The organism is Pseudomonas moorei (genome assembly GCF_008801475.1).
Lineage (GTDB): Bacteria > Pseudomonadota > Gammaproteobacteria > Pseudomonadales > Pseudomonadaceae > Aquipseudomonas > Aquipseudomonas moorei.
The window spans coordinates 106,296-124,403 of sequence record NZ_VZPP01000014.1 but is presented as its reverse complement, the minus strand read 5'-3'; the positions used below and the strand labels follow the sequence as shown (position 1 = coordinate 124,403).

Sequence of the window (18,108 nt, the reverse complement as noted above, 5' to 3'; positions counted from 1 at the left end):
TGAGGTGTTCGCAGAATGAGTAATCGTCGAGTGGTTGTAACGGGCATGGGCTTGGTGTCTCCGCTGGGTAGTGGAGTCGAAGCTGTCTGGGCGCGTTTGTTGGCGGGGCAGTCCGGCTTGCGAAATTTGCCGGATGAGGTCGTTGCTGATCTGCCAGCCAAAGTAGGCGGCGTGGTGCCGACGCTGGCGGACGATCCTGAGGCTGGGTTTGACCCAGACCGGGCGACCTCCCCCAAAGAGCAGAAAAAGATGGATCGTTTCATTCTTTTCGCCATGGAGGCGGCTCGGCAGGCGATTGAGCAGGCCGGTTGGCAGGCGCTAACCGATACTGCCCAGGAGCGCACGGCAACCATCATCGGGTCCGGCATCGGTGGTTTCGGTGCGATTGCCGATGCGGTGCGTACCACGGACAGCCGTGGTCCGCGACGTTTGTCTCCGTTCACTATCCCGTCGTTTCTGGTCAATCTGGCGGCCGGACATGTATCTATCCAGCATTGTTTCAAGGGGCCTTTAGGTGCGCCGGTGACAGCCTGTGCGGCTGGGGTTCAGGCAATTGGGGATGCGGCGCGGCTGATTCGAACCGGCGAGGCGGACATCGCGGTATGTGGTGGTGCGGAGGCGGCGATCGATCGCGTCAGTCTTGCCGGGTTTGCCGCGGCTCGCGCCTTGTCCAGCGGTTACAACGACACCCCGCAGCGTGCTTCACGTCCGTTCGACAGCGGACGCGACGGCTTTGTCATGGGCGAAGGTGCCGGTCTGCTGGTGATCGAGTCTCTCGAACATGCCTTGGCACGGGGTGCTCAACCATTGGCGGAGTTGGTTGGTTATGGCACCAGTGCAGACGCCTATCACCTCACCGCTGGGCCTGAGGATGGCAGTGGTGCACGCCGGGCCATGGCGCTGGCATTGGCGCAAGCCGGGGTAGCGCCAGAACAGGTTCAACACTTGAATGCCCACGCGACCTCGACGCCGGTTGGCGATTTGGGGGAACTGGCGGCGATCAAGGCGTTGTTTGGCACGGATAACAAGATCGCCGTGACATCGACCAAATCGGCGATCGGGCATTTGCTCGGCGCCGCTGGCGGGGTCGAAGCGATATTTACGCTGCTGGCGATCAGGGACCAAATCGTACCGGCAACCCTGAACCTCGAAAATCCCGACCCGGCCGCCGAAGGCGTGGACATCGTCCACGGCCAGGCTCGGCCAATGGCCATCGAGTATGCGCTGTCCAATGGTTTCGGCTTCGGCGGTGTCAATGCCAGCGTGTTGTTCAAGCGCTGGGATGGCTAGCCTTGCGCTTGCTTCAGCGACTCGCGGGTGACGTCGAGTATCTGCCGGGCCAGCTCGGCGTTCTCTACGCTACGCGCAAGTAGCAACGCTCCAACCAGCGTGGACATGATGACGATGCTGCGTTCTGCAGCGTCGTCGCTTTCAAGGGTGTCCTGGATTTGTCGAAGTCGTGCGTTGAGCACCGCATCTGAAGTCGGACTCGGCTGCCCGCGCATACCGAGTTCCGATGACATCGTTGGCAATGGGCAGCCTTCATGGGGCGAAGTCTGGTGCCATTGCGAGAGGTAGGCATCGATGAAGGCCTCTAGCGGTCGATCCTGGGCGAACAATTCGGCGCACACGACATCAACCTCGTCGCCTGCCGCCTGCAGTGCCTTTTCCACCAATTCATCCTTGGACTTGAAGTGCGAGTAGAAGCCACCGTGAGTCAAGCCCAGCGCTTTCATCAAAGGTTGCAGGCCGGTCGCGCCGATTCCGTCACGGCGAAAGCGCACGGAAGCTTCCTTGATGATGCGTTGGTGGGTCTGGGCTTTATGGTCCTGCGAGTAACGCATCTGATATCTCCACATCAATGCGCCATATTAACCAATGAAAATTGGATGGTGACTGTACTTCTATTTCTAAAAAGCATGCAGTTGCGTTTCGCTTGTTGGAAGGGCAAGCAAGTACTGGCACGAATAGTGATTACTCAATGGCTGAGGATTGTTGAACAATTGCGAGGCGTTGAGCATGAACAGCGGACTGTCACTGGCCGATCACATCACCCTGGAGTTACGCGCCGACATCATCGGTGGACGCTTGCTGCCTGGCATGGCGCTGGTGGAAAACGATCTGGTATCTGCCTACAACGCCTCGCGCAACACCATCCGTGAAGCCTTGCACCGCCTCGGCCAGGAAGGCTTGACGCGATACGTGCGCAACAAAGGCGTGATGGTGCGCAAGTTGGGCTGTGATGATGTACGGGACCTGTTCAAGGTCCGGCGCACGCTGGAACTGCAGGCCATCAGCGCCAGTCGCCCCCTGCGCGACTATCAGTCCGACCGGATGCTCGAAGCCCTGGAAGCCACGGAGCTGGCGCGGGAGCGCGAGGACTGGCGCGCCGTCGGCACTCACAGCCTGCAATTTCATCAGCACGTAGTCGGGTTGCTGCGCAGCCCACTGTTCGATGAATTCTTTACCAATGTCGTCGCGCAATTGCGCCTGGTGTTTTGCACGGCGCCTGATCAGTCGCGCTTTCAGGCGCCGTGGCTGGCCCGTGACCGTCAGATCCATGAACTTCTGGCCGAAGGCGACAAGCGCGCGGCCGAGGAGGCCATGAGCCTGTATCTCGACGACTCCGAACACCTGTTGCTGCAAATGCTTACCCCATCTTCCCATCACTGATCGAGGATTCGTGCTATGTACAAAGACTATCCGGCGGCCTATCAAGTCAGCAAAGGCTCGGCCTTGCAGGTGGATAAAGCCTTTTATGAGCGGGTTCGCGATGCGAAGGACGGGCGCACGCTCATCGAGTCGTTCGAAGTGCCGATTCGCACCGGTCGCGCCTGGAAAGTCCCGGCCGGCCATGTGTTTCGTGTGACGACGCCGGTCGGGCCGCAAGTGGGTGACTTCAACGTCTGGAATGCCAACGATCCGCGCGAACGGTTGTGGGCGTCGCGCACCCGGCAACTACAAGGCGCACACGTCAGCACCCATGACCGGCTCTGGTCGAACCTGCCGTTTTTGCGGCCCTTGGTGACCATCACCGACGACAGCCTGGCGGGCTACGGGATCGATGAGCATGGCGGTCGCCTGCACGATTTGCTCGGCACCCGTTGCGATCCTTATGTGAACAAAATGCTCACCGGCGAAGATTTCCACCATCACTGTCACTCCAACCTGACTCGCGCCGTGCTGCCCCATGGCCTGACCGAATTCGACGTGCACGACGTGTTGAATATTTTCCAGTGCACGGGGCTGAACCACGACGACATGTACTTCATGAAAGCATGTCCGGCCAGGAAGGGCGATTACCTGGAATTTTTCGCCGAGATCGACTTGCTGTGTGCGCTGTCGACCTGCCCGGGCGGCGATCTGTCGCTGGCCATGTGGGGGCCGGATGCACAAGACCCGTTGAGCGTGTGCCGCCCGTTGGGAGTGGAGATTTATCGGCTGGAGGATTCGTTGCTGGAGGGATGGAGCCAGCCGGAACGTGCCGCGTACAAAGGCATGCACGGCTTGCACATCGCCAAGGCGGAGTGGGAAAAGTAGAAACGCTGCATCAAGAGCTTTTGTGGCGAGAGTGCAGCCCCCTGACCACAATGATTTGCTTACGCAAAACAAACCCCGCTGATAAGAGCGGGGTTTTTGTTTAGCGGTCCTGCGCATCCTTGGCGTCCGCTTCCGCGTTACGTTCGGCTACGCGTCGACGTTGCTCTTCGGTCAGATCAACCTTGGTGGCGGTGTCACGCAACATCATCAAACCGCCAACGATGGAGCCGATGGCTACGATCAGAATCAACCAGGCATACCAGGGCATAAGGCTCTCCTTAAGGGCACGCCGATCGGCGGGTTTCGTCAATCGATCGTGCATACCACTTTGAGCGATTTGTTTTCGCACTGGTTCCATTCTATGCCTGATATCACATCAGCACGCCTACTGTTTAAAGCCCGGTCAGCATGGCATCTGCCGGCGCATCGGCACGCGATTGCGCGGTGAGCATGAAGTACACGAAACCGGCCACCATGAAGGCCAGGAAAATCAGGCCGATCAGTGTGTTGAACCAGGCCATCGCCACCAGGCAAACCACGGCGAGCACTAATGCAATGAAGGGCACCAGTGGATAGCAGGGCGCGCGGAAGCTGCGCTCCAGGTTCGGCTCGGTTTTGCGCAGTTTGAACAGGCTGAGCATGCTCATGATGTACATCACGATGGCGCCGAACACGGCCATGGTGATCATCGCCGCAGTCAGGGTCATGCCGCCAAGGTTGATCAAGCCATCGCTGTAGATCGCCGCAATGCCGATCACGCTGCCGGCAATGATCGCCCGGTGTGGCGTCTGAAAGCGCGACAGTTTGGCCAGTGAGGCCGGCAGGTAACCGGCGCGGGCCAATGCGAAAAATTGCCGCGAGTAGCCGAGGATAATCCCGTGGAAACTCGCCACCAGCCCGAACAGGCCAATCCAGACCAGCATGTGCAACCAGCCCGAGCTTTCGCCCACTACGGTTTTCATCGCCTGTGGCAACGGGTCATTGATGTTTGACAGGGTGCGCCAGTCGCCGACGCCACCAGCAAAGAACATCACGCCCATTGCCAGCAGCACCAGGGTCAGGATGCCGCTGATATAAGCCTTGGGGATCGTCCGTTTCGGGTCTTTGGCTTCTTCGGCAGCCATGGCCGCCCCTTCGATGGCCAGAAAGAACCAGATTGCGAAAGGAATCGCTGCGAACATCCCGGCAATCGCTGGTGCGCCGAACACATCGGAACCGGCCCAGCCATTGAGGGCGAAGTTGCTGAAGCTGAACGCCGGCGCGACCACACCCATGAACACCAGTAATTCGACGACCGCCAATACACAGACCACCAGTTCGAAGGTCGCCGCGAGTTTCACCCCGAGGATGTTCAGGCCCATGAACACGATGTACGCGCCGACTGCCGCGTGTTTCGGGTCGAGGGCGGGAAATTGCACGTTGAGGTAGGCGCCAATGGCCAGTGCGATGGCCGGCGGGGCGAAGACGAACTCGATCAGCGTCGCCAGCCCGGCGATCAATCCGCCTTTCTCGCCAAAGGCTCGGCGACTGTAGGCAAACGGGCCTCCGGCATGGGGAATCGCCGTGGTCAACTCGGTGAAACTGAAAATGAAGCAGGTGTACATGGTGGCGACCATGAATGAGGTCACCAGAAAACCCAACGTCCCGGCCACGCCCCAGCCATAACTCCAGCCGAAATACTCACCGGAAATCACCAGCCCGACCGCAATGCCCCACAGGTGCAGGGTGCCCAGCGTGGGTTTGAGTTGTGTGTTCATGCGTTTGCTCCCTGAACGGTTTGGACAGCTCGGGGAGGGCGTTTGCAGTGGGCGTGCCACTGTTGTGATAGCGGTCGTAAAGCGCCAAATGGTGTCGTATCGAGAGTGCTCACCTCCAGGCGATGGTCCTTTAGTGCGCCAGTTGCGGGCATTGAAAGTTGTCATGCCGTTTTAGCGGGCAAGACGGGCGAACCTATCCGGCAGCCCGCATTTCCACAATCCCGTGAAGCAAGGGCACGACGCTTACGCTTGCTCGGCAAGGCACTCATGCAGCGCGGTTCGCCAGTCAGGTTGCCTGACACCCCATTCATGTTGAAGACGACTGCAATCCAGACGCGAGTTAAGCGGGCGGGTGGCGGGTGTCGGGTACTCGCTGGAGGGGATGGGCAGCAGTTCGGCGCAGGTTTTTCCCTGCTTACGTAGCGCTTCACCAATGGCCTGGGCAAAACCAAACCAGGAGGTTTCACCCTGGGCGCTCAAGTGATACGTACCCCAGGGAGCGGCCTCGTCCCTCTGCCAGCGTTCGATCAGCGCCAGAGTACTCTGGGCGATAGTACCGGCCCAGGTAGGTGCCCCTATCTGGTCGGCCACAATGCGTAGTTCTGGTTTCTCCTGCATTAAACGTTGCATCGTCAGCAAAAAGTTGCGCCCGTGGGCTGAATAGACCCAACTGGTGCGCAGGATCAGATGTTTGCCTTGTACATCCGTAATAGCCCGTTCACCCGCCAGCTTGCTTTTGCCGTAGACGCCGAGCGGATTTGGCCTGTCTTCTTCGTTGTAAGGGCCGACTTTTGTGCCGTCGAATACATAATCGGTGGAGTAATGAATCAACGGGATGCCGAGTGACAGCGCTTCTTGCGCAAGGATGCCCGGTGCGATGGCATTGATGGCGAAGGCCGTTTGCGGTTCGCTCTCGGCCAGATCGACCGCTGTATGGGCTGCCGCGTTTATGATCAGATCGGGACGAACATGTTGAACCTGTTGACGAATCTGATCGGGCAAGGTCAGGTCGAGTTGATCGCGACCCGGCACGATCAACTCGCCGACAACGCCCAGTCGACGCTGCAGTTCACGTGAGACTTGTCCGTGCTGACCGACAATGAGGATTTTCATGGGCACAGCTCAGCCTCTTGGCAAAACGCAATCAATCGATTTCATTTTCCTTCCCCGGCCAGTTTGGCGAGGTACTGACCATATCCAGTCTTGCCAAAGTAACGGGCCCGTTCCAGCAGTTGCTCGCGATTGATCCAGTCATTGTCATAAGCGATCTCTTCGAGGCAAGCGACTTTCAGGCCTTGACGGTGTTCGATGGTCTGCACGTACTGAGAAGCTTCGAGCAAGCTGTCGTGGGTACCGGTGTCGAGCCAGGCAAAACCACGTCCGAAGCGCTCGACCTGCAGATCGCCTCGGTCGAGATAAGCATTGTTGACGTCAGTAATTTCCAGCTCGCCGCGAGGCGAAGGTTTTACCGCCTTGGCGATCTTGATGACATCATTGTCGTAGAAATACAGGCCGGTGACGGCATAGCTGGACTTCGGCTCTTTCGGCTTTTCTTCGATCGACATGGCGCGACCTTCACTGTCGAAATCAATCACGCCGAAGCGCTCCGGATCTTTGACCCAATAGCCGAACACCGTGGCACCGGAAGTGCGTTTTGCCGCATTCTGCAATTGCGCGCCAAAATGTGGGCCATGAAAGATGTTGTCGCCCAGAATCAGGCACACGGGATCATCACCAATGAACGTTTCGCCAATCAGAAACGCCTGCGCCAGGCCATCCGGTGAAGGTTGCTCTGCGTAACTGAAATTCACCCCGAACTGACTGCCGTCACCCAGCAGATTGCGGTATTGCGGCAGATCCTGTGGCGTGGAAATCACCAGAATATCCTTGATACCGGCCAGCATCAGGACGGAAATCGGATAGTAGATCATCGGTTTGTCGTAGACCGGTAACAGCTGTTTGGACACGCCAAGCGTGATCGGATGCAGGCGTGTGCCCGAGCCACCCGCCAAAACGATACCTTTCATCATGCGAGCAGCTCCTGCAAGTTGTGGGTGCCAAGGCGTTCACCCTGATAGCTGCCATCCTGAACGCGACGGCACCACTCAAGGTTGTTCAAGTACCACTGAACGGTTTTGCGCAGACCGGTCTCGAACGTTTCCTCGGGCACCCAACCCAATTCGTGTTCGATCTTGCGTGCATCGATTGCGTAGCGCAGGTCATGGCCCGGACGGTCCTGGACGAACGTGATCAAGTCGGCATAGTGAGCGACACCCTCAGGCTTTTGCGGGGCCAGCTCTTCGAGCAAGGCGCAGATGCTTCGCACCACGTCGATATTCTTTTGTTCATTATGCCCACCGATGTTGTAGGTCTCGCCGACCTTGCCTTCGGTAGCGACTTTAAGCAGCGCCCGCGCGTGGTCTTCCACGAATAGCCAATCACGAACTTGCTGACCATTGCCATACACAGGCAACGGCTTGCCGGCGAGGGCATTGAGGATGATCAGCGGAATCAATTTCTCCGGGAAATGGAACGGACCGTAATTGTTCGAGCAGTTCGTGACCAGCACCGGCAGGCCATAAGTGCGGTGCCAGGCGCGGACCAGATGATCGGACGCCGCCTTGCTGGCGGAGTATGGCGAACTCGGAGCATAGGGCGTGGTTTCGCAGAACAGGTCATCAACGCCATGCAGGTCGCCATAGACCTCATCCGTGGAGATGTGATGAAAGCGGAATGCGCTTTTTTCCGGTTCGGCAAGGGATTGCCAATAGGCGCGTGTGGCCTCCAGCAGGCTGTATGTGCCGACGATGTTGGTCTGGATAAAATCCGAAGGTCCGTCAATTGAACGGTCAACGTGGGACTCCGCCGCCAGGTGCATGATTGCTTGGGGCTGGAAGCGCGTCAGAATCGCCTGGACTCCCGCCTGATCGACGATGTCGGCTTGAACAAATTCGTATCGAGTGTCGTTGGCAATGCTGGTCAGCGATTCGAGGTTGCCGGCGTAGGTCAGTTTGTCCAGGTTGAGCACTTCATGACGGGTGTTTTGAATCAGCTCGCGAATCAGGGCAGAGCCAATGAAACCGGCACCACCGGTGATGAGAATACGCATGTTGGTCCCTTCAGTTGTGATCACGCGAATGAGCATAGCTTGTCGGCATGAGCACAGTGGTGCAATAGCATTGTTGGTCCAATTTGGATTTCTCGAGCCAGATGGGGCGGCAATCGACGAGACAGTGATGATCAGCGCTGACCAGATCCCGCTGTAACGCCCGCATAACCCCACTCTTTACACTTTCTTTATGCCCCGCCGCACCCCTCGATCTCGTTCCTTTACAGCCTCCCTGCCGACAATGACTCCACACGCGGCAATGCGCCGTAACACGGAGAATTTCCATGAGCGTTCTGGACGGGGTGTCACTGCTGCTGGCAGTGGGGCTGTTCATTTATCTGTTGGTTGCGCTGTTGCGCGCGGACCGGAACTAGGAGCGGCTATGCACAGTTATGACTATTGGCTGATCCTGGCGTTTTTCGCGTTGGTATTGGTCCCGGCACCGTTTCTCGGGCGTTTCTACTACAAGGTCATGGAAGGTCAGCGCACCTGGTTGACACCGATCCTCGGTCCGGTCGAGCGTGGCTGTTATCGACTGTCCGGGGTCGATCCGCACGCCGAACAGAGCTGGCAGAAGTACGCGCTGGCCTTGCTCGCCTTCAACCTCGCGGGCTTCTTGCTGCTGTTCTCGATCCTGCTGTTCCAGGACCATCTGCCGCTCAACCCGCAGAACCTGCCGGGGCAGGAGTGGACGCTGGCGTTCAACACCGCCGTCAGCTTCATCACCAACACCAACTGGCAGTCCTACAGCGGCGAAGCGTCGTTGAGCTACCTGAGCCAGATGGTCGGTCTCACCGTGCAGAACTTCGTCAGCGCTGCTACCGGCCTGGCCGTGCTGGTGGCGCTGTGCCGTGGCATTGGCCGCAAATCGACCAAAAGCCTCGGTAACTTCTGGGTCGACATGACCCGCGCCACCCTCTACGGTTTGTTGCCGATGTGCCTGCTGCTGGCGCTGTACCTGGTCTGGCAGGGTGTGCCGCAAACCTTCGCGCAGTATGTGAACGCCGTGACGATGCAAGGCGTCGATCAGGTGATCCCGCTCGGTCCTGCTGCCAGCCAGATTGCGATCAAGCAATTGGGTACCAACGGTGGTGGCTTCTTCGGCGTCAACTCGGCGCATCCGTTCGAGAACCCGACGGCGTGGAGCAACCTGTTCGAAGTCAGCTCGATCATTCTGATCCCGGTAGCCCTGGTGTTCACCTTCGGCCACTACGTGAAAGACCTGCGCCAGAGCCGCGCGATCATCGCCTGCATGTTGGCGCTGTTCCTGATCGGCGGTGCCACCTCGCTGTGGGCTGAATACCAACCGAACCCGACCCTGAACAACGTTGCTGTCGAACAGACCGCACCGCTGGAAGGCAAGGAAGCGCGCTTCGGCACCACCGCCACTGTGCTGTGGTCGGTGACCACCACTGCCGCCTCCAACGGCTCGGTCAACGGTATGCACGACAGTCTTAATCCGCTGAGTGGCATGGTCGCGCTGGTCAACATGATGGTCGGCGAAGTGATCTTCGGCGGCGTCGGCGCCGGGCTCTATGGCATGTTGCTCAACGTGTTGATCGCCGTATTCCTGGCGGGCCTGATGATCGGCCGCACCCCGGAATACCTCGGCAAGAAACTGCAGGCCAGGGAAGTCCAGCTGTTGGTGGTGACTTTGATGGTCATGCCGATCGGCGTGCTGGTGCTCGGCGCAATTGCCGCCAGCCTGCCAGGTCCGGTGGCGGCGGTGAGCAACCCGGGTGCCCACGGTTTCAGTCAGTTGCTTTATGCCTACACCTCGGCCAGCGCCAACAACGGTTCGGCGTTCGGTGGCTTTAGCGCCAACACGCCATTTCACAACCTGATGCTGGGCCTGGGCATGTTGATCGGTCGCTTCGGCTACATCCTCCCGGTACTGGCCCTGGCCGGCAGCCTGGCGATGAAGAAAACCGCACCGATCGGCCAGAACAGCTTCCCGACCCACGGCCCGCTGTTCGTGACCCTGCTGACCGTGACCATTTTGCTGGTGGGTGGCTTGACCTTCCTGCCGACCCTGGCGCTGGGTCCAATCGCTGAACACTTGAGCATGGGTTTCTGAGGACTATTTGATGAATATGCCCGTAACCAAGACCGTCGCCGCGAAAGCGCCGGAGCAACCGAAAACCGCGATCTCGGCCCTTTGGCGGCCGGCGCTGGTGCAAGCCTTCGTCAAGCTCGACCCACGCCAGTTACAGCGTGCGCCAGTGATGCTGGTGGTCGAACTGACCGCGATCCTGACCACCGTGCTGTGCTTCATTCCTGACACGGCGGTGCCAACCTTCGTCGCCGCGCAAATCGCCGTGTGGCTGTGGTTCACCGTACTGTTCGCCAACTTTGCCGAAGCCCTGGCCGAAGGTCGTGGCAAGGCGCGCGCCGACAGCCTCAAGGCCGGCAGTGAAGGCCTCAGCGCCCGCCGCAAAACCAGCAATGGCACCTTTCAAGTGGTGCCGGCCGCCAGCCTGCGCAAGGGCGATGTGGTGCGCGTCGAAGCGGGGGAGATGATCCCCGGTGACGGCGAGGTGATTGAGGGTATCGCTGCGGTTAACGAAGCGGCGATTACCGGTGAGTCCGCACCAGTGATCCGCGAGTCCGGCGGCGACCGCTCGGCCGTCACCGGCAACACACGGCTGGTGTCCGACTGGCTGCTGGTGAAGATCACCGCCAACCCCGGTGAGTCGACCCTGGACCGCATGATCGCTCTGGTCGAAGGCGCCAAACGCCAGAAAACCCCGAACGAAGTGGCCCTCGACATCTTGCTGATCGGCCTGACCCTGATCTTCCTGTTGGTGGTCGTCACCCTGCAGCCGTTCGCCCACTTCGCCAATGGCAGCTTGCCGCTGGTGTTCCTGGTGGCGTTGTTGGTCACGCTGATTCCGACCACCATCGGCGGCTTGTTGTCGGCCATCGGTATTGCCGGGATGGATCGCCTGGTGCGCCTGAACGTGATTGCCAAGTCCGGTCGCGCCGTGGAAGCGGCGGGGGACGTGCACGTCCTGTTGCTGGACAAGACCGGCACCATCACTTTCGGTAACCGTCGTTGCAGTGCGGTTTACGCGGCCCCGGGCGTCACCTCCAAAGAGCTGGCCGAAGGCGCATTGTTCGCCTCGCTGGCCGATGACACCGCTGAAGGCAAGTCCATCGTCGAGTACCTGCGTGCCCTGCATCCGCAACCGGAACCGGAGCCTGAGTTGCTGACCGGCGTGCCGTTCAGCGCCGAAACGCGGCTGTCGGGTGTCGATTATCAAGGTCGCGTGTACCGCAAGGGTGCGGTGGATTCGCTGCTGACCTTCGTCGGTCTCAAGCGCGCTGATCTGGCCCCGGCCCTGTCGCGGGAAATCGACAAGATCGCCCAGAGTGGCGGCACTCCGTTGCTGGTCTGTGCCGACGGCAAACTGCTCGGTGCGATCCACCTCAAGGACGTGGTCAAGCCCGGCATCCGCGAGCGTTTCGCCGAGCTGCGCAAACTGGGGATTCGCACGGTCATGGTGACCGGCGACAACCCGCTGACCGCTGCGGCGATCGCTGCCGAAGCGGGCGTGGATGACGTCCTTGCCGAAGCCACGCCGGAGAAAAAACTGGCGCGCATCCGTCACGAGCAGAACGACGGTCGCCTGGTTGCCATGTGCGGCGACGGCGCCAACGACGCCCCGGCCCTGGCCCAGGCAGACGTCGGCATGGCGATGAACGACGGTACGCAAGCCGCGCGTGAGGCGGCGAACATGGTCGACCTCGACAGCGACCCGACCAAGCTTCTGGACGTGGTGCAGATCGGTAAAGAGCTGCTGGTGACCCGTGGCGCGCTGACGACGTTCTCCATCGCCAACGACGTGGCCAAGTACTTCGCGATTCTGCCGGCGCTGTTTGCCGCGATCTACCCGCAACTGGGCGTGTTGAACGTGATGCACTTGAGCAGTCCGCAGAGCGCGATTCTCTCGGCGATCGTGTTCAACGCCTTGATCATCGTGGTGCTGATTCCGCTGGCGTTGCGCGGTGTACGAGTCCAGGCGGCCAGTGCCGCGGCCTTGCTGCGACGCAATCTGCTGGTCTACGGGCTGGGCGGGATCCTGGTGCCGTTCGTGGGCATCAAGGCGATCGACATGCTGTTGACGGCGTTGCATCTGGTTTAGTTGGTAGCTGGTGGCTGGAGAGGGGCTTTTTGTGGCGAGGGAGCTTGCTCCCGCTGGGCTGCGAAGCAGCCCCAACCCAGACACCGCATTTGTTCAGGCACATCACATTTACCAGGTTTACGACTGCTGCGCAGTCGAGCGGGAGCAAGCTCCCTCGCCACAGGTAATGAGTTTGTTTTCAGTGAATTCGAGGATTTTGAAATGTCCACATTGATACGTCCGGCCTTGAGCCTGTTGGTCTTGATGACCTTGATCACCGGCGTCGCTTATCCCCTGGTGGTGACTGGCGTGGCCCAGGTCGCGTTCCCGGATCAAGCCAATGGCAGCCTGGTGCGCGATGCCGAGGGCAAGGTTCGCGGCTCCTCTCTGATCGCCCAGGATTTCGTGGGTGACGCCTGGTTCCATCCACGACCATCGGCCGGTGCATTTGCCACCGTGTCGAGCAGTGCCAGTAACCTGTCGCCGAGCAATCCGGCGTTGGCGACCCGGGTGATCGACGATGCCAATAAACTGCTGGTGCCCGGTCAGGGCCCGGTGCCGTTGGCGCTGATTACCACCTCCGGCAGCGGCCTTGATCCACACTTGCCACCGGCGGCGATTGCCTATCAACTGGCACGTGTCGCGGCGGCGCGCAATCTGCCGGTGGCGACCCTGCAGAACCTGCTGGACGCGCACGTCGAGCAACCGTTGGTAGGACCGCCGGTGGTGAATGTGCTGGAGTTGAATCTGGCCCTTGAAAAACTGTAAGTGAATGGCGCCGCCAATCGCGGGCAAGCCCGCTCCCACAGGGATTTCAGATTTTTGAGAACCTGGTGGGAGCGGGCTTGACCGCGATGGCGATAGAACAATCGCCCCATCAACCTCAAAATGAAAGAGAGCTTCAAGCATGAGCGACTCCGGCCGCGCCGACGCGTTGTTAGCAGACCTGCCCCGGGACGGCCGAGGCCGACTCAAGGTTTTCCTCGGCGCGGCACCCGGTGTCGGCAAGACCTACGCCATGCTGCAAGCAGCACACACGCAACTGCGCCAGGGAGTGAAGGTCATTGCCGGTGTGGTGGAAACCCATGGTCGCGCCGAAACCGAAGCGTTGCTCGGCGGCTTGCCACAGCAACCGTTGGTGCGTTCGGAATACCGTGGCGTGATGCTCGAAGAGATGGACCTTGACGGCCTGCTCGCGGCCAAACCGAAACTGGTGCTGGTGGACGAACTCGCCCACAGCAACGCCCCTGGCAGTCGCCACGCCAAACGCTGGCAGGACATTCAGGAATTGCTCGCCGCTGGCATCGACGTGTTCACCACCGTCAACGTCCAGCACCTGGAAAGCCTCAACGATCAGGTCCGTGGCATTACCGGCGTGCAGGTTCGCGAGACGTTGCCGGACTGGGTGCTGCAAGAGGCCTACGAACTGCTGCTGATTGACCTGCCGCCACGGGAACTGCTCGAGCGTCTGCGCGACGGCAAGGTCTACGTACCGGAGCAGGCGCGAGCCGCCATCGATGCATTTTTCACCCAGACCAACCTCACCGCCCTGCGCGAACTGGCGATGCAAACCGCAGCGGCCCAGGTCGATAACGATCTGGCCCAGGGGTATCGCCAACTGGGTCAAGCCGCGCCGGCCGTGAGGGGACGCTTGTTGGTCGGGGTCGACGGCGATGCCCAGGCAGAGCGCCTGGTGCGACACGCCAGCCGTGTCGCCCAGCGCCGGCACTTGCCCTGGAGCCTGGTGCATGTGGAAAACGGCAGTGTGCGAGACGAGCAGTCGCGCCTGCGTTTGCAAAGCGCCCAGCAACTGGCAGAACGCCTGGGGGGCGAGGTGGTGCACCTGCGCGCCGGCGAGGTGGCGAAGACCTTGATCCAGCACGCTGCCGAGCGCCGTGCCAGCCTGGTACTGGTCGGCCAGTCCCGGGCGCGATGGCGTCGACGGTTGTTCGGGGGAGGGCTGGCCTCACGCTTGTTGCGCGATGCGCACGGGTTGGAAATCAACGTCCTTGCCAGTGACGAAGAACAATATCCGCCCCGCCAACGACCGGCGCACTCGCTGGTCTGGTTCGATTATGCGCTGGCGGTGGTGGCGACGATTCTGGCCAGCGCCCTGGCCTGGGGAGTGGCCAGTATTTTGCCGTTGCCGAACATCTCGCTGGTGTTCCTCGCCGCGGTGTTACTGGTGGCGGTGCGCAGCAGTCTCGGGCCGGCGCTGGCCTGTGCCGCGTTGTCGTTTCTGACGTATGACTTCCTGTTCATTCCGCCGAATTTTTCCTTCAGCATCCAGCGCGAAGAAGACGTGCTCACCTTGTTGTTCTTCCTGCTGATGGCGGCCCTCACCGGCAACCTCGCGGCACGCCAGCGCCGGCAATTGGAGGCCTTGCGCGATACCCAGGAAGAAACCACCGAACTGCTCGACCTGTCGCGCAAACTCACCGCCGCCACGGACCGTCAGGCTGTGATCAGCGCCGCCGCCCAGCACCTCAATGGCTGGAGCGACTTGCAACTGTGCCTGCTCAATCGGGACGGTCAAAGCGGTTGGAAAGTCGAAACCGGTGGGCCGCTGGAGTTCACCGAGGCCGAACGTGCCGCCGCCGATTGGGCCTGGCAACACGATCAACCGGCCGGCGCCGGCACCGGGACGCTGCCGTTCGGGCGCTGGTGGTGGTGGCCGCTGTCGGTGGAGGATGGTCCGCTGGCGCTGCTTGGTGTCTGCGCCAAGGAAGGCCAGACCTTGAGCGGCCAGCGCCGGCGCTTGTTGACGGCGTTGAGTCAACCGTTGGCCCAGGCCCTGGCTCGCGCGCAACTGGCCGATGATCTGGAAGCCGCACGCCTGCACGGCGAGACCGAGCAACTGCGCAGCGCCTTGCTGGCCTCGGTGTCCCACGATTTGCGCACACCACTGACCTCCATGCGCGGCAGCATCGACAGCTTGTTGGCTCTCGGTGAGGCGATCCCGCTGGAGGATCGCCGCGAATTGCTCGAAGGCACCCGCGATGAAGCCGAACGCTTGGACCGCTATATTCAAAACCTGCTGGACATGACGCGCCTCGGCCACGGCGCCTTGAAGCTGGCGCGGGACTGGGTGTCGCCGGCCGACATCGTCGGCAGTTCGCTCAATCGCCTGCGTGCGGTGCTGGCGCCGTTGCAGGTCAGTGTCGAGGTCCCGGCGCAGTTGCCGCTGCTGTATGTCCACGCCGCACTGATCGAACAGGCATTGATCAATATGCTGGAAAACGCCGCGCGTTTCTCGCCGATGCATGGCCGCCTGCAATTGCGCGCCGGTGTCGCTGACCAAGAGCTGTTTTTCTCGGTAAGTGATGAGGGGCCGGGCATTCCCGAGGCTGAGCGAGCGAAGATTTTCGACATGTTCTACACCGCGGCACGGGGTGATCGCGGCGGGCAAGGCACCGGGCTGGGGCTGGCGATCTGTCAGGGCATGGTGGGCGCCCATGGCGGTCGTATCAGCGTCGCCGACGGCATCGAAGGACACGGCACCTGCATCACTTTGCACTTGCCATTGCAGGAACAGCCCGCCTTTGAAAGTGAACGTTGAAAGTGAAGCCTGATACCCTTTGGAACTCCCCATGCCGCGACCGGAAACCATGAGCCAGACCACGACCATTTTGGTCATCGACGACGAACCGCAGATCCGCAAATTCCTGCGCATCAGCCTCGCTTCCCAAGGCTACAAAGTGCTGGAAGCCGGCACCGGCACCGAAGGCCTGGCCCAGGCTGCGTTGAACAAACCGGACCTGCTGGTGCTCGACCTTGGGCTGCCGGACATGGACGGCCAACAAGTGCTGCGCGAATTTCGCGAGTGGTCCAAGGTGCCGGTGCTGGTGCTTTCGGTGCGCGCTGGCGAAGGGCAGAAAGTCGAAGCGCTGGATGGCGGCGCCAACGACTACGTGACCAAGCCGTTCGGCATTCAGGAGTTTTTGGCCCGAATACGTGCGCTGTTGCGCCAGGCGCCGGTGGGCGAGGCTCAGCAAGCGGCACTGACCTTCGGTCCGCTCACTGTGGACCTGGCCTATCGCCGGGTGTTGCTCGATGGCGCCGAAGTCGCGTTGACCCGCAAGGAATACGCAGTGCTGGCGCAACTGGCCCGGCATCCGGGGCGGGTCATCACCCAGCAGCAGTTGCTCAAGGACATTTGGGGGCCGACTCACACCGAGGACAGTCACTATTTGCGGATCGTGGTCGGGCATCTGCGGCAGAAACTGGCGGACGATCCGACCCAGCCGCGGTTTATCGTGACCGAGGCGGGCGTGGGGTACCGGTTGTTGAGTGAGGGTGGTCTGCAGGCTGGTGCTGGCTGATCGGGCCCCATTGTGGGCAAGCCCGGCTCCCACAGGCTGAGCTGAGCACAACATTTGTGAAGGCCACTGAACTTGTGGGAGCTGGCTTGCCAGCGATGAGGCCATTGCATCAACTCGAGAAATCTCAGGACTCGCGCTCGCTCTCATAACGATCCAGCGTGTCCCGGGCAATCTCGCGTCCCAGTGCAATCAACTCCGGCGCCTTGTAGAACTCGAAAAACCGGCACACCCGCTTCGGCACGTTGATCAGGATGTCCGGCGGGTACCCGGCAATCTTGTACTGCGCCAACGACGTCTGCATCACCTCGAAACTCTGGTTGATCAGGTCCAGCAAGGACGCCGGCCCGACGTTGTCGATAATGAATGAACCGGTGGCGGATTTCGGCGCGCCGTCGCGTTCAGGCGCGGCAGCCGGTTGCTGGGCCTCGGGTTCGGCGGATTCGATCCAGGGGTTGATTTCGGCTGCTTCTGCCAGCAACGCTTCTTTTTCCAGTAGCAACAATTGCTCGGCCTGCTTGCGCCGGAACGGCATCTTCGAACCGAGGGAATTGATCAGTCTGTCGAAGCGGGTCTTGAACGCGGCCGGGCGCTGGATCACCGGCAGTTGATAGTGTCGCTGGTTGGTGGAGTTGAGGTTGACGGCAATGATCAAGTCGCAGTGACTCGATACCACCGGCACGATCGGCAGTGGGTTGAGAATGCCGCCATCCACCAGCATGCGATTGCCTTGCATCACTGGCGTAAACAGGCTCGGAATCGCCGCCGAAGCCCGCATGGCCTGGTGCAGGCAACCTTCCTGGAACCAGATTTCCTGTTGGTTGGTCAGGTCGGTGGCCACTGCCGTATAGGGGATGCGCAGGTCTTCGATATTGATTTCGCCAACGATCTTGCGGATCTGTCCGAAGACTTTTTCCCCGCGTATCGCTCCCAGGCGAAAACTGACGTCGACAAGGCGCAAAACGTCGAGGTAATCCAGGCTTTCGATCCAGTTACGATACTCATTGAGTTTGCCGGCGGCATAGATCCCGCCGACCACCGCGCCCATGGAGCAACCGGCAATGCAGGCGATGTCGTAGCCACGCCGCTCAATTTCTTCGATAACGCCAATATGGGCATAGCCGCGGGCTCCACCTGAACCCAATACCAGTGCGACACGCTTCTTCATGAACCGCCCTCGTTTTAATGGTTCAACAATGCACCTATCGTGGGGCGTGCTTCAATCGTTATGGTCGTTCGGTGGGGTGGATGCGTCGTTT

General features: G+C 60.5%; 16 protein-coding genes. 9 read left to right on the top strand and 7 right to left on the bottom strand.

From position 1 onward, the window contains the following. Positions 1 to 15: 15 nt before the first annotated feature. Positions 16 to 1,290, top strand: a complete 1,275-nt coding sequence (gene fabF / locus F7R06_RS24895; protein WP_090317957.1) for a beta-ketoacyl-ACP synthase II — start codon at positions 16 to 18, stop codon at positions 1,288 to 1,290. On the opposite strand, the gene F7R06_RS24890 is transcribed toward fabF, so the two are convergent. Continuing rightward, positions 1,287 to 1,844: a TetR/AcrR family transcriptional regulator gene (locus tag F7R06_RS24890; protein WP_090317961.1), complete on the bottom strand. Its 558-nt coding sequence runs from the start codon at positions 1,842 to 1,844 to the stop codon at positions 1,287 to 1,289. The genes fabF and F7R06_RS24890 overlap by 4 nt on opposite strands. Positions 1,845 to 2,019: 175 nt before the next feature. On the opposite strand from F7R06_RS24890, the gene F7R06_RS24885 reads away from it, so the two are divergent. Both F7R06_RS24885 and F7R06_RS24880 read left to right on the top strand, forming a co-directional pair. Continuing rightward, on the top strand, positions 2,020 to 2,673 hold the full coding sequence (locus tag F7R06_RS24885) for a GntR family transcriptional regulator (protein WP_090317964.1): 654 nt from the start codon (positions 2,020 to 2,022) through the stop codon (positions 2,671 to 2,673). A gap of 15 nt (positions 2,674 to 2,688) precedes the next feature. Further along, complete coding sequence (locus F7R06_RS24880) at positions 2,689 to 3,540, top strand: urea carboxylase-associated family protein (RefSeq protein WP_090317966.1); 852 nt, start codon at positions 2,689 to 2,691, stop codon at positions 3,538 to 3,540. Between the two features lie 100 nt (positions 3,541 to 3,640). On the opposite strand, the gene F7R06_RS24875 is transcribed toward F7R06_RS24880, so the two are convergent. The 5 genes from F7R06_RS24875 to rfbB all read right to left on the bottom strand — a co-directional run bounded on the left by F7R06_RS24875 (position 3,641) and on the right by rfbB (position 8,406). After that, a complete protein-coding gene (locus F7R06_RS24875) occupies positions 3,641 to 3,808 on the bottom strand; it encodes a DUF2897 family protein (protein WP_080758146.1) in 168 nt (55 codons plus the stop codon). 124 nt (positions 3,809 to 3,932) lie between these two features. Continuing rightward, positions 3,933 to 5,297 (bottom strand): ethanolamine permease, encoded by a 1,365-nt coding sequence (eat, locus tag F7R06_RS24870; protein WP_090317968.1) that lies wholly within the window; start codon positions 5,295 to 5,297, stop codon positions 3,933 to 3,935. A gap of 243 nt (positions 5,298 to 5,540) precedes the next feature. After that, complete coding sequence (rfbD, locus tag F7R06_RS24865) at positions 5,541 to 6,410, bottom strand: dTDP-4-dehydrorhamnose reductase (RefSeq protein ID WP_090317972.1); 870 nt, start codon at positions 6,408 to 6,410, stop codon at positions 5,541 to 5,543. 41 nt (positions 6,411 to 6,451) lie between these two features. Further along, positions 6,452 to 7,327, bottom strand: coding sequence for a glucose-1-phosphate thymidylyltransferase RfbA (gene rfbA / locus F7R06_RS24860; protein WP_090317975.1), 876 nt, complete (start codon positions 7,325 to 7,327; stop codon positions 6,452 to 6,454). Beyond that, positions 7,324 to 8,406 carry a dTDP-glucose 4,6-dehydratase gene (rfbB, locus tag F7R06_RS24855; protein ID WP_090317978.1) on the bottom strand — a complete coding sequence of 361 codons (1,083 nt, stop codon included), beginning with the start codon at positions 8,404 to 8,406 and terminating at the stop codon, positions 7,324 to 7,326. The genes rfbA and rfbB overlap by 4 nt, the downstream gene beginning before the upstream one ends. A gap of 284 nt (positions 8,407 to 8,690) precedes the next feature. Between rfbB and kdpF the strand changes: the two genes are divergently transcribed. The 6 genes from kdpF (at position 8,691) to F7R06_RS24820 (ending at position 16,852) form a co-directional block, all read left to right on the top strand. Then, a complete protein-coding gene (gene kdpF, locus F7R06_RS24850; RefSeq protein ID WP_007899818.1) occupies positions 8,691 to 8,780 on the top strand; it encodes a K(+)-transporting ATPase subunit F in 90 nt (29 codons plus the stop codon). A gap of 8 nt (positions 8,781 to 8,788) precedes the next feature. Then, positions 8,789 to 10,483 (top strand): potassium-transporting ATPase subunit KdpA, encoded by a 1,695-nt coding sequence (kdpA, locus tag F7R06_RS24845; protein ID WP_090317981.1) that lies wholly within the window; start codon positions 8,789 to 8,791, stop codon positions 10,481 to 10,483. 10 nt (positions 10,484 to 10,493) lie between these two features. Next, a complete protein-coding gene (gene kdpB / locus F7R06_RS24840) occupies positions 10,494 to 12,551 on the top strand; it encodes a potassium-transporting ATPase subunit KdpB (RefSeq protein ID WP_090317984.1) in 2,058 nt (685 codons plus the stop codon). 201 nt (positions 12,552 to 12,752) lie between these two features. Next, positions 12,753 to 13,298 (top strand): potassium-transporting ATPase subunit KdpC, encoded by a 546-nt coding sequence (gene kdpC, locus F7R06_RS24830; protein WP_090317987.1) that lies wholly within the window; start codon positions 12,753 to 12,755, stop codon positions 13,296 to 13,298. Positions 13,299 to 13,437: 139 nt separating this feature from the next. Further along, positions 13,438 to 16,089, top strand: a complete 2,652-nt coding sequence (locus F7R06_RS24825; RefSeq protein ID WP_090317990.1) for a sensor histidine kinase — start codon at positions 13,438 to 13,440, stop codon at positions 16,087 to 16,089. A gap of 49 nt (positions 16,090 to 16,138) precedes the next feature. Then, a complete protein-coding gene (locus F7R06_RS24820; protein WP_090318383.1) occupies positions 16,139 to 16,852 on the top strand; it encodes a response regulator in 714 nt (237 codons plus the stop codon). 124 nt (positions 16,853 to 16,976) lie between these two features. Here F7R06_RS24820 and F7R06_RS24815 read toward each other — a convergent pair whose 3' ends face one another. Continuing rightward, positions 16,977 to 18,017: a patatin-like phospholipase family protein gene (locus F7R06_RS24815; protein ID WP_090317993.1), complete on the bottom strand. Its 1,041-nt coding sequence runs from the start codon at positions 18,015 to 18,017 to the stop codon at positions 16,977 to 16,979. Positions 18,018 to 18,108 lie beyond the last annotated feature (91 nt).

Coding starts and splice junctions, on each gene's coding strand:
- rfbD (WP_090317972.1), bottom strand. CDS start 6,410: ATGAAAATCCTCATTGTCGGTCAGCACGGACAAGTCTCACGTGAACTG.
- F7R06_RS24815 (WP_090317993.1), bottom strand. CDS start 18,017: ATGAAGAAGCGTGTCGCACTGGTATTGGGTTCAGGTGGAGCCCGCGGC.
- F7R06_RS24825 (WP_090317990.1), top strand. CDS start 13,438: ATGAGCGACTCCGGCCGCGCCGACGCGTTGTTAGCAGACCTGCCCCGG.
- eat (WP_090317968.1), bottom strand. CDS start 5,297: ATGAACACACAACTCAAACCCACGCTGGGCACCCTGCACCTGTGGGGC.
- fabF (WP_090317957.1), top strand. CDS start 16: ATGAGTAATCGTCGAGTGGTTGTAACGGGCATGGGCTTGGTGTCTCCG.
- F7R06_RS24890 (WP_090317961.1), bottom strand. CDS start 1,844: ATGCGTTACTCGCAGGACCATAAAGCCCAGACCCACCAACGCATCATC.
- F7R06_RS24820 (WP_090318383.1), top strand. CDS start 16,139: ATGAGCCAGACCACGACCATTTTGGTCATCGACGACGAACCGCAGATC.
- kdpF (WP_007899818.1), top strand. CDS start 8,691: ATGAGCGTTCTGGACGGGGTGTCACTGCTGCTGGCAGTGGGGCTGTTC.
- F7R06_RS24885 (WP_090317964.1), top strand. CDS start 2,020: ATGAACAGCGGACTGTCACTGGCCGATCACATCACCCTGGAGTTACGC.
- rfbA (WP_090317975.1), bottom strand. CDS start 7,327: ATGATGAAAGGTATCGTTTTGGCGGGTGGCTCGGGCACACGCCTGCAT.
- kdpC (WP_090317987.1), top strand. CDS start 12,753: ATGTCCACATTGATACGTCCGGCCTTGAGCCTGTTGGTCTTGATGACC.
- rfbB (WP_090317978.1), bottom strand. CDS start 8,406: ATGCGTATTCTCATCACCGGTGGTGCCGGTTTCATTGGCTCTGCCCTG.
- F7R06_RS24875 (WP_080758146.1), bottom strand. CDS start 3,808: ATGCCCTGGTATGCCTGGTTGATTCTGATCGTAGCCATCGGCTCCATC.
- kdpA (WP_090317981.1), top strand. CDS start 8,789: ATGCACAGTTATGACTATTGGCTGATCCTGGCGTTTTTCGCGTTGGTA.
- F7R06_RS24880 (WP_090317966.1), top strand. CDS start 2,689: ATGTACAAAGACTATCCGGCGGCCTATCAAGTCAGCAAAGGCTCGGCC.
- kdpB (WP_090317984.1), top strand. CDS start 10,494: ATGAATATGCCCGTAACCAAGACCGTCGCCGCGAAAGCGCCGGAGCAA.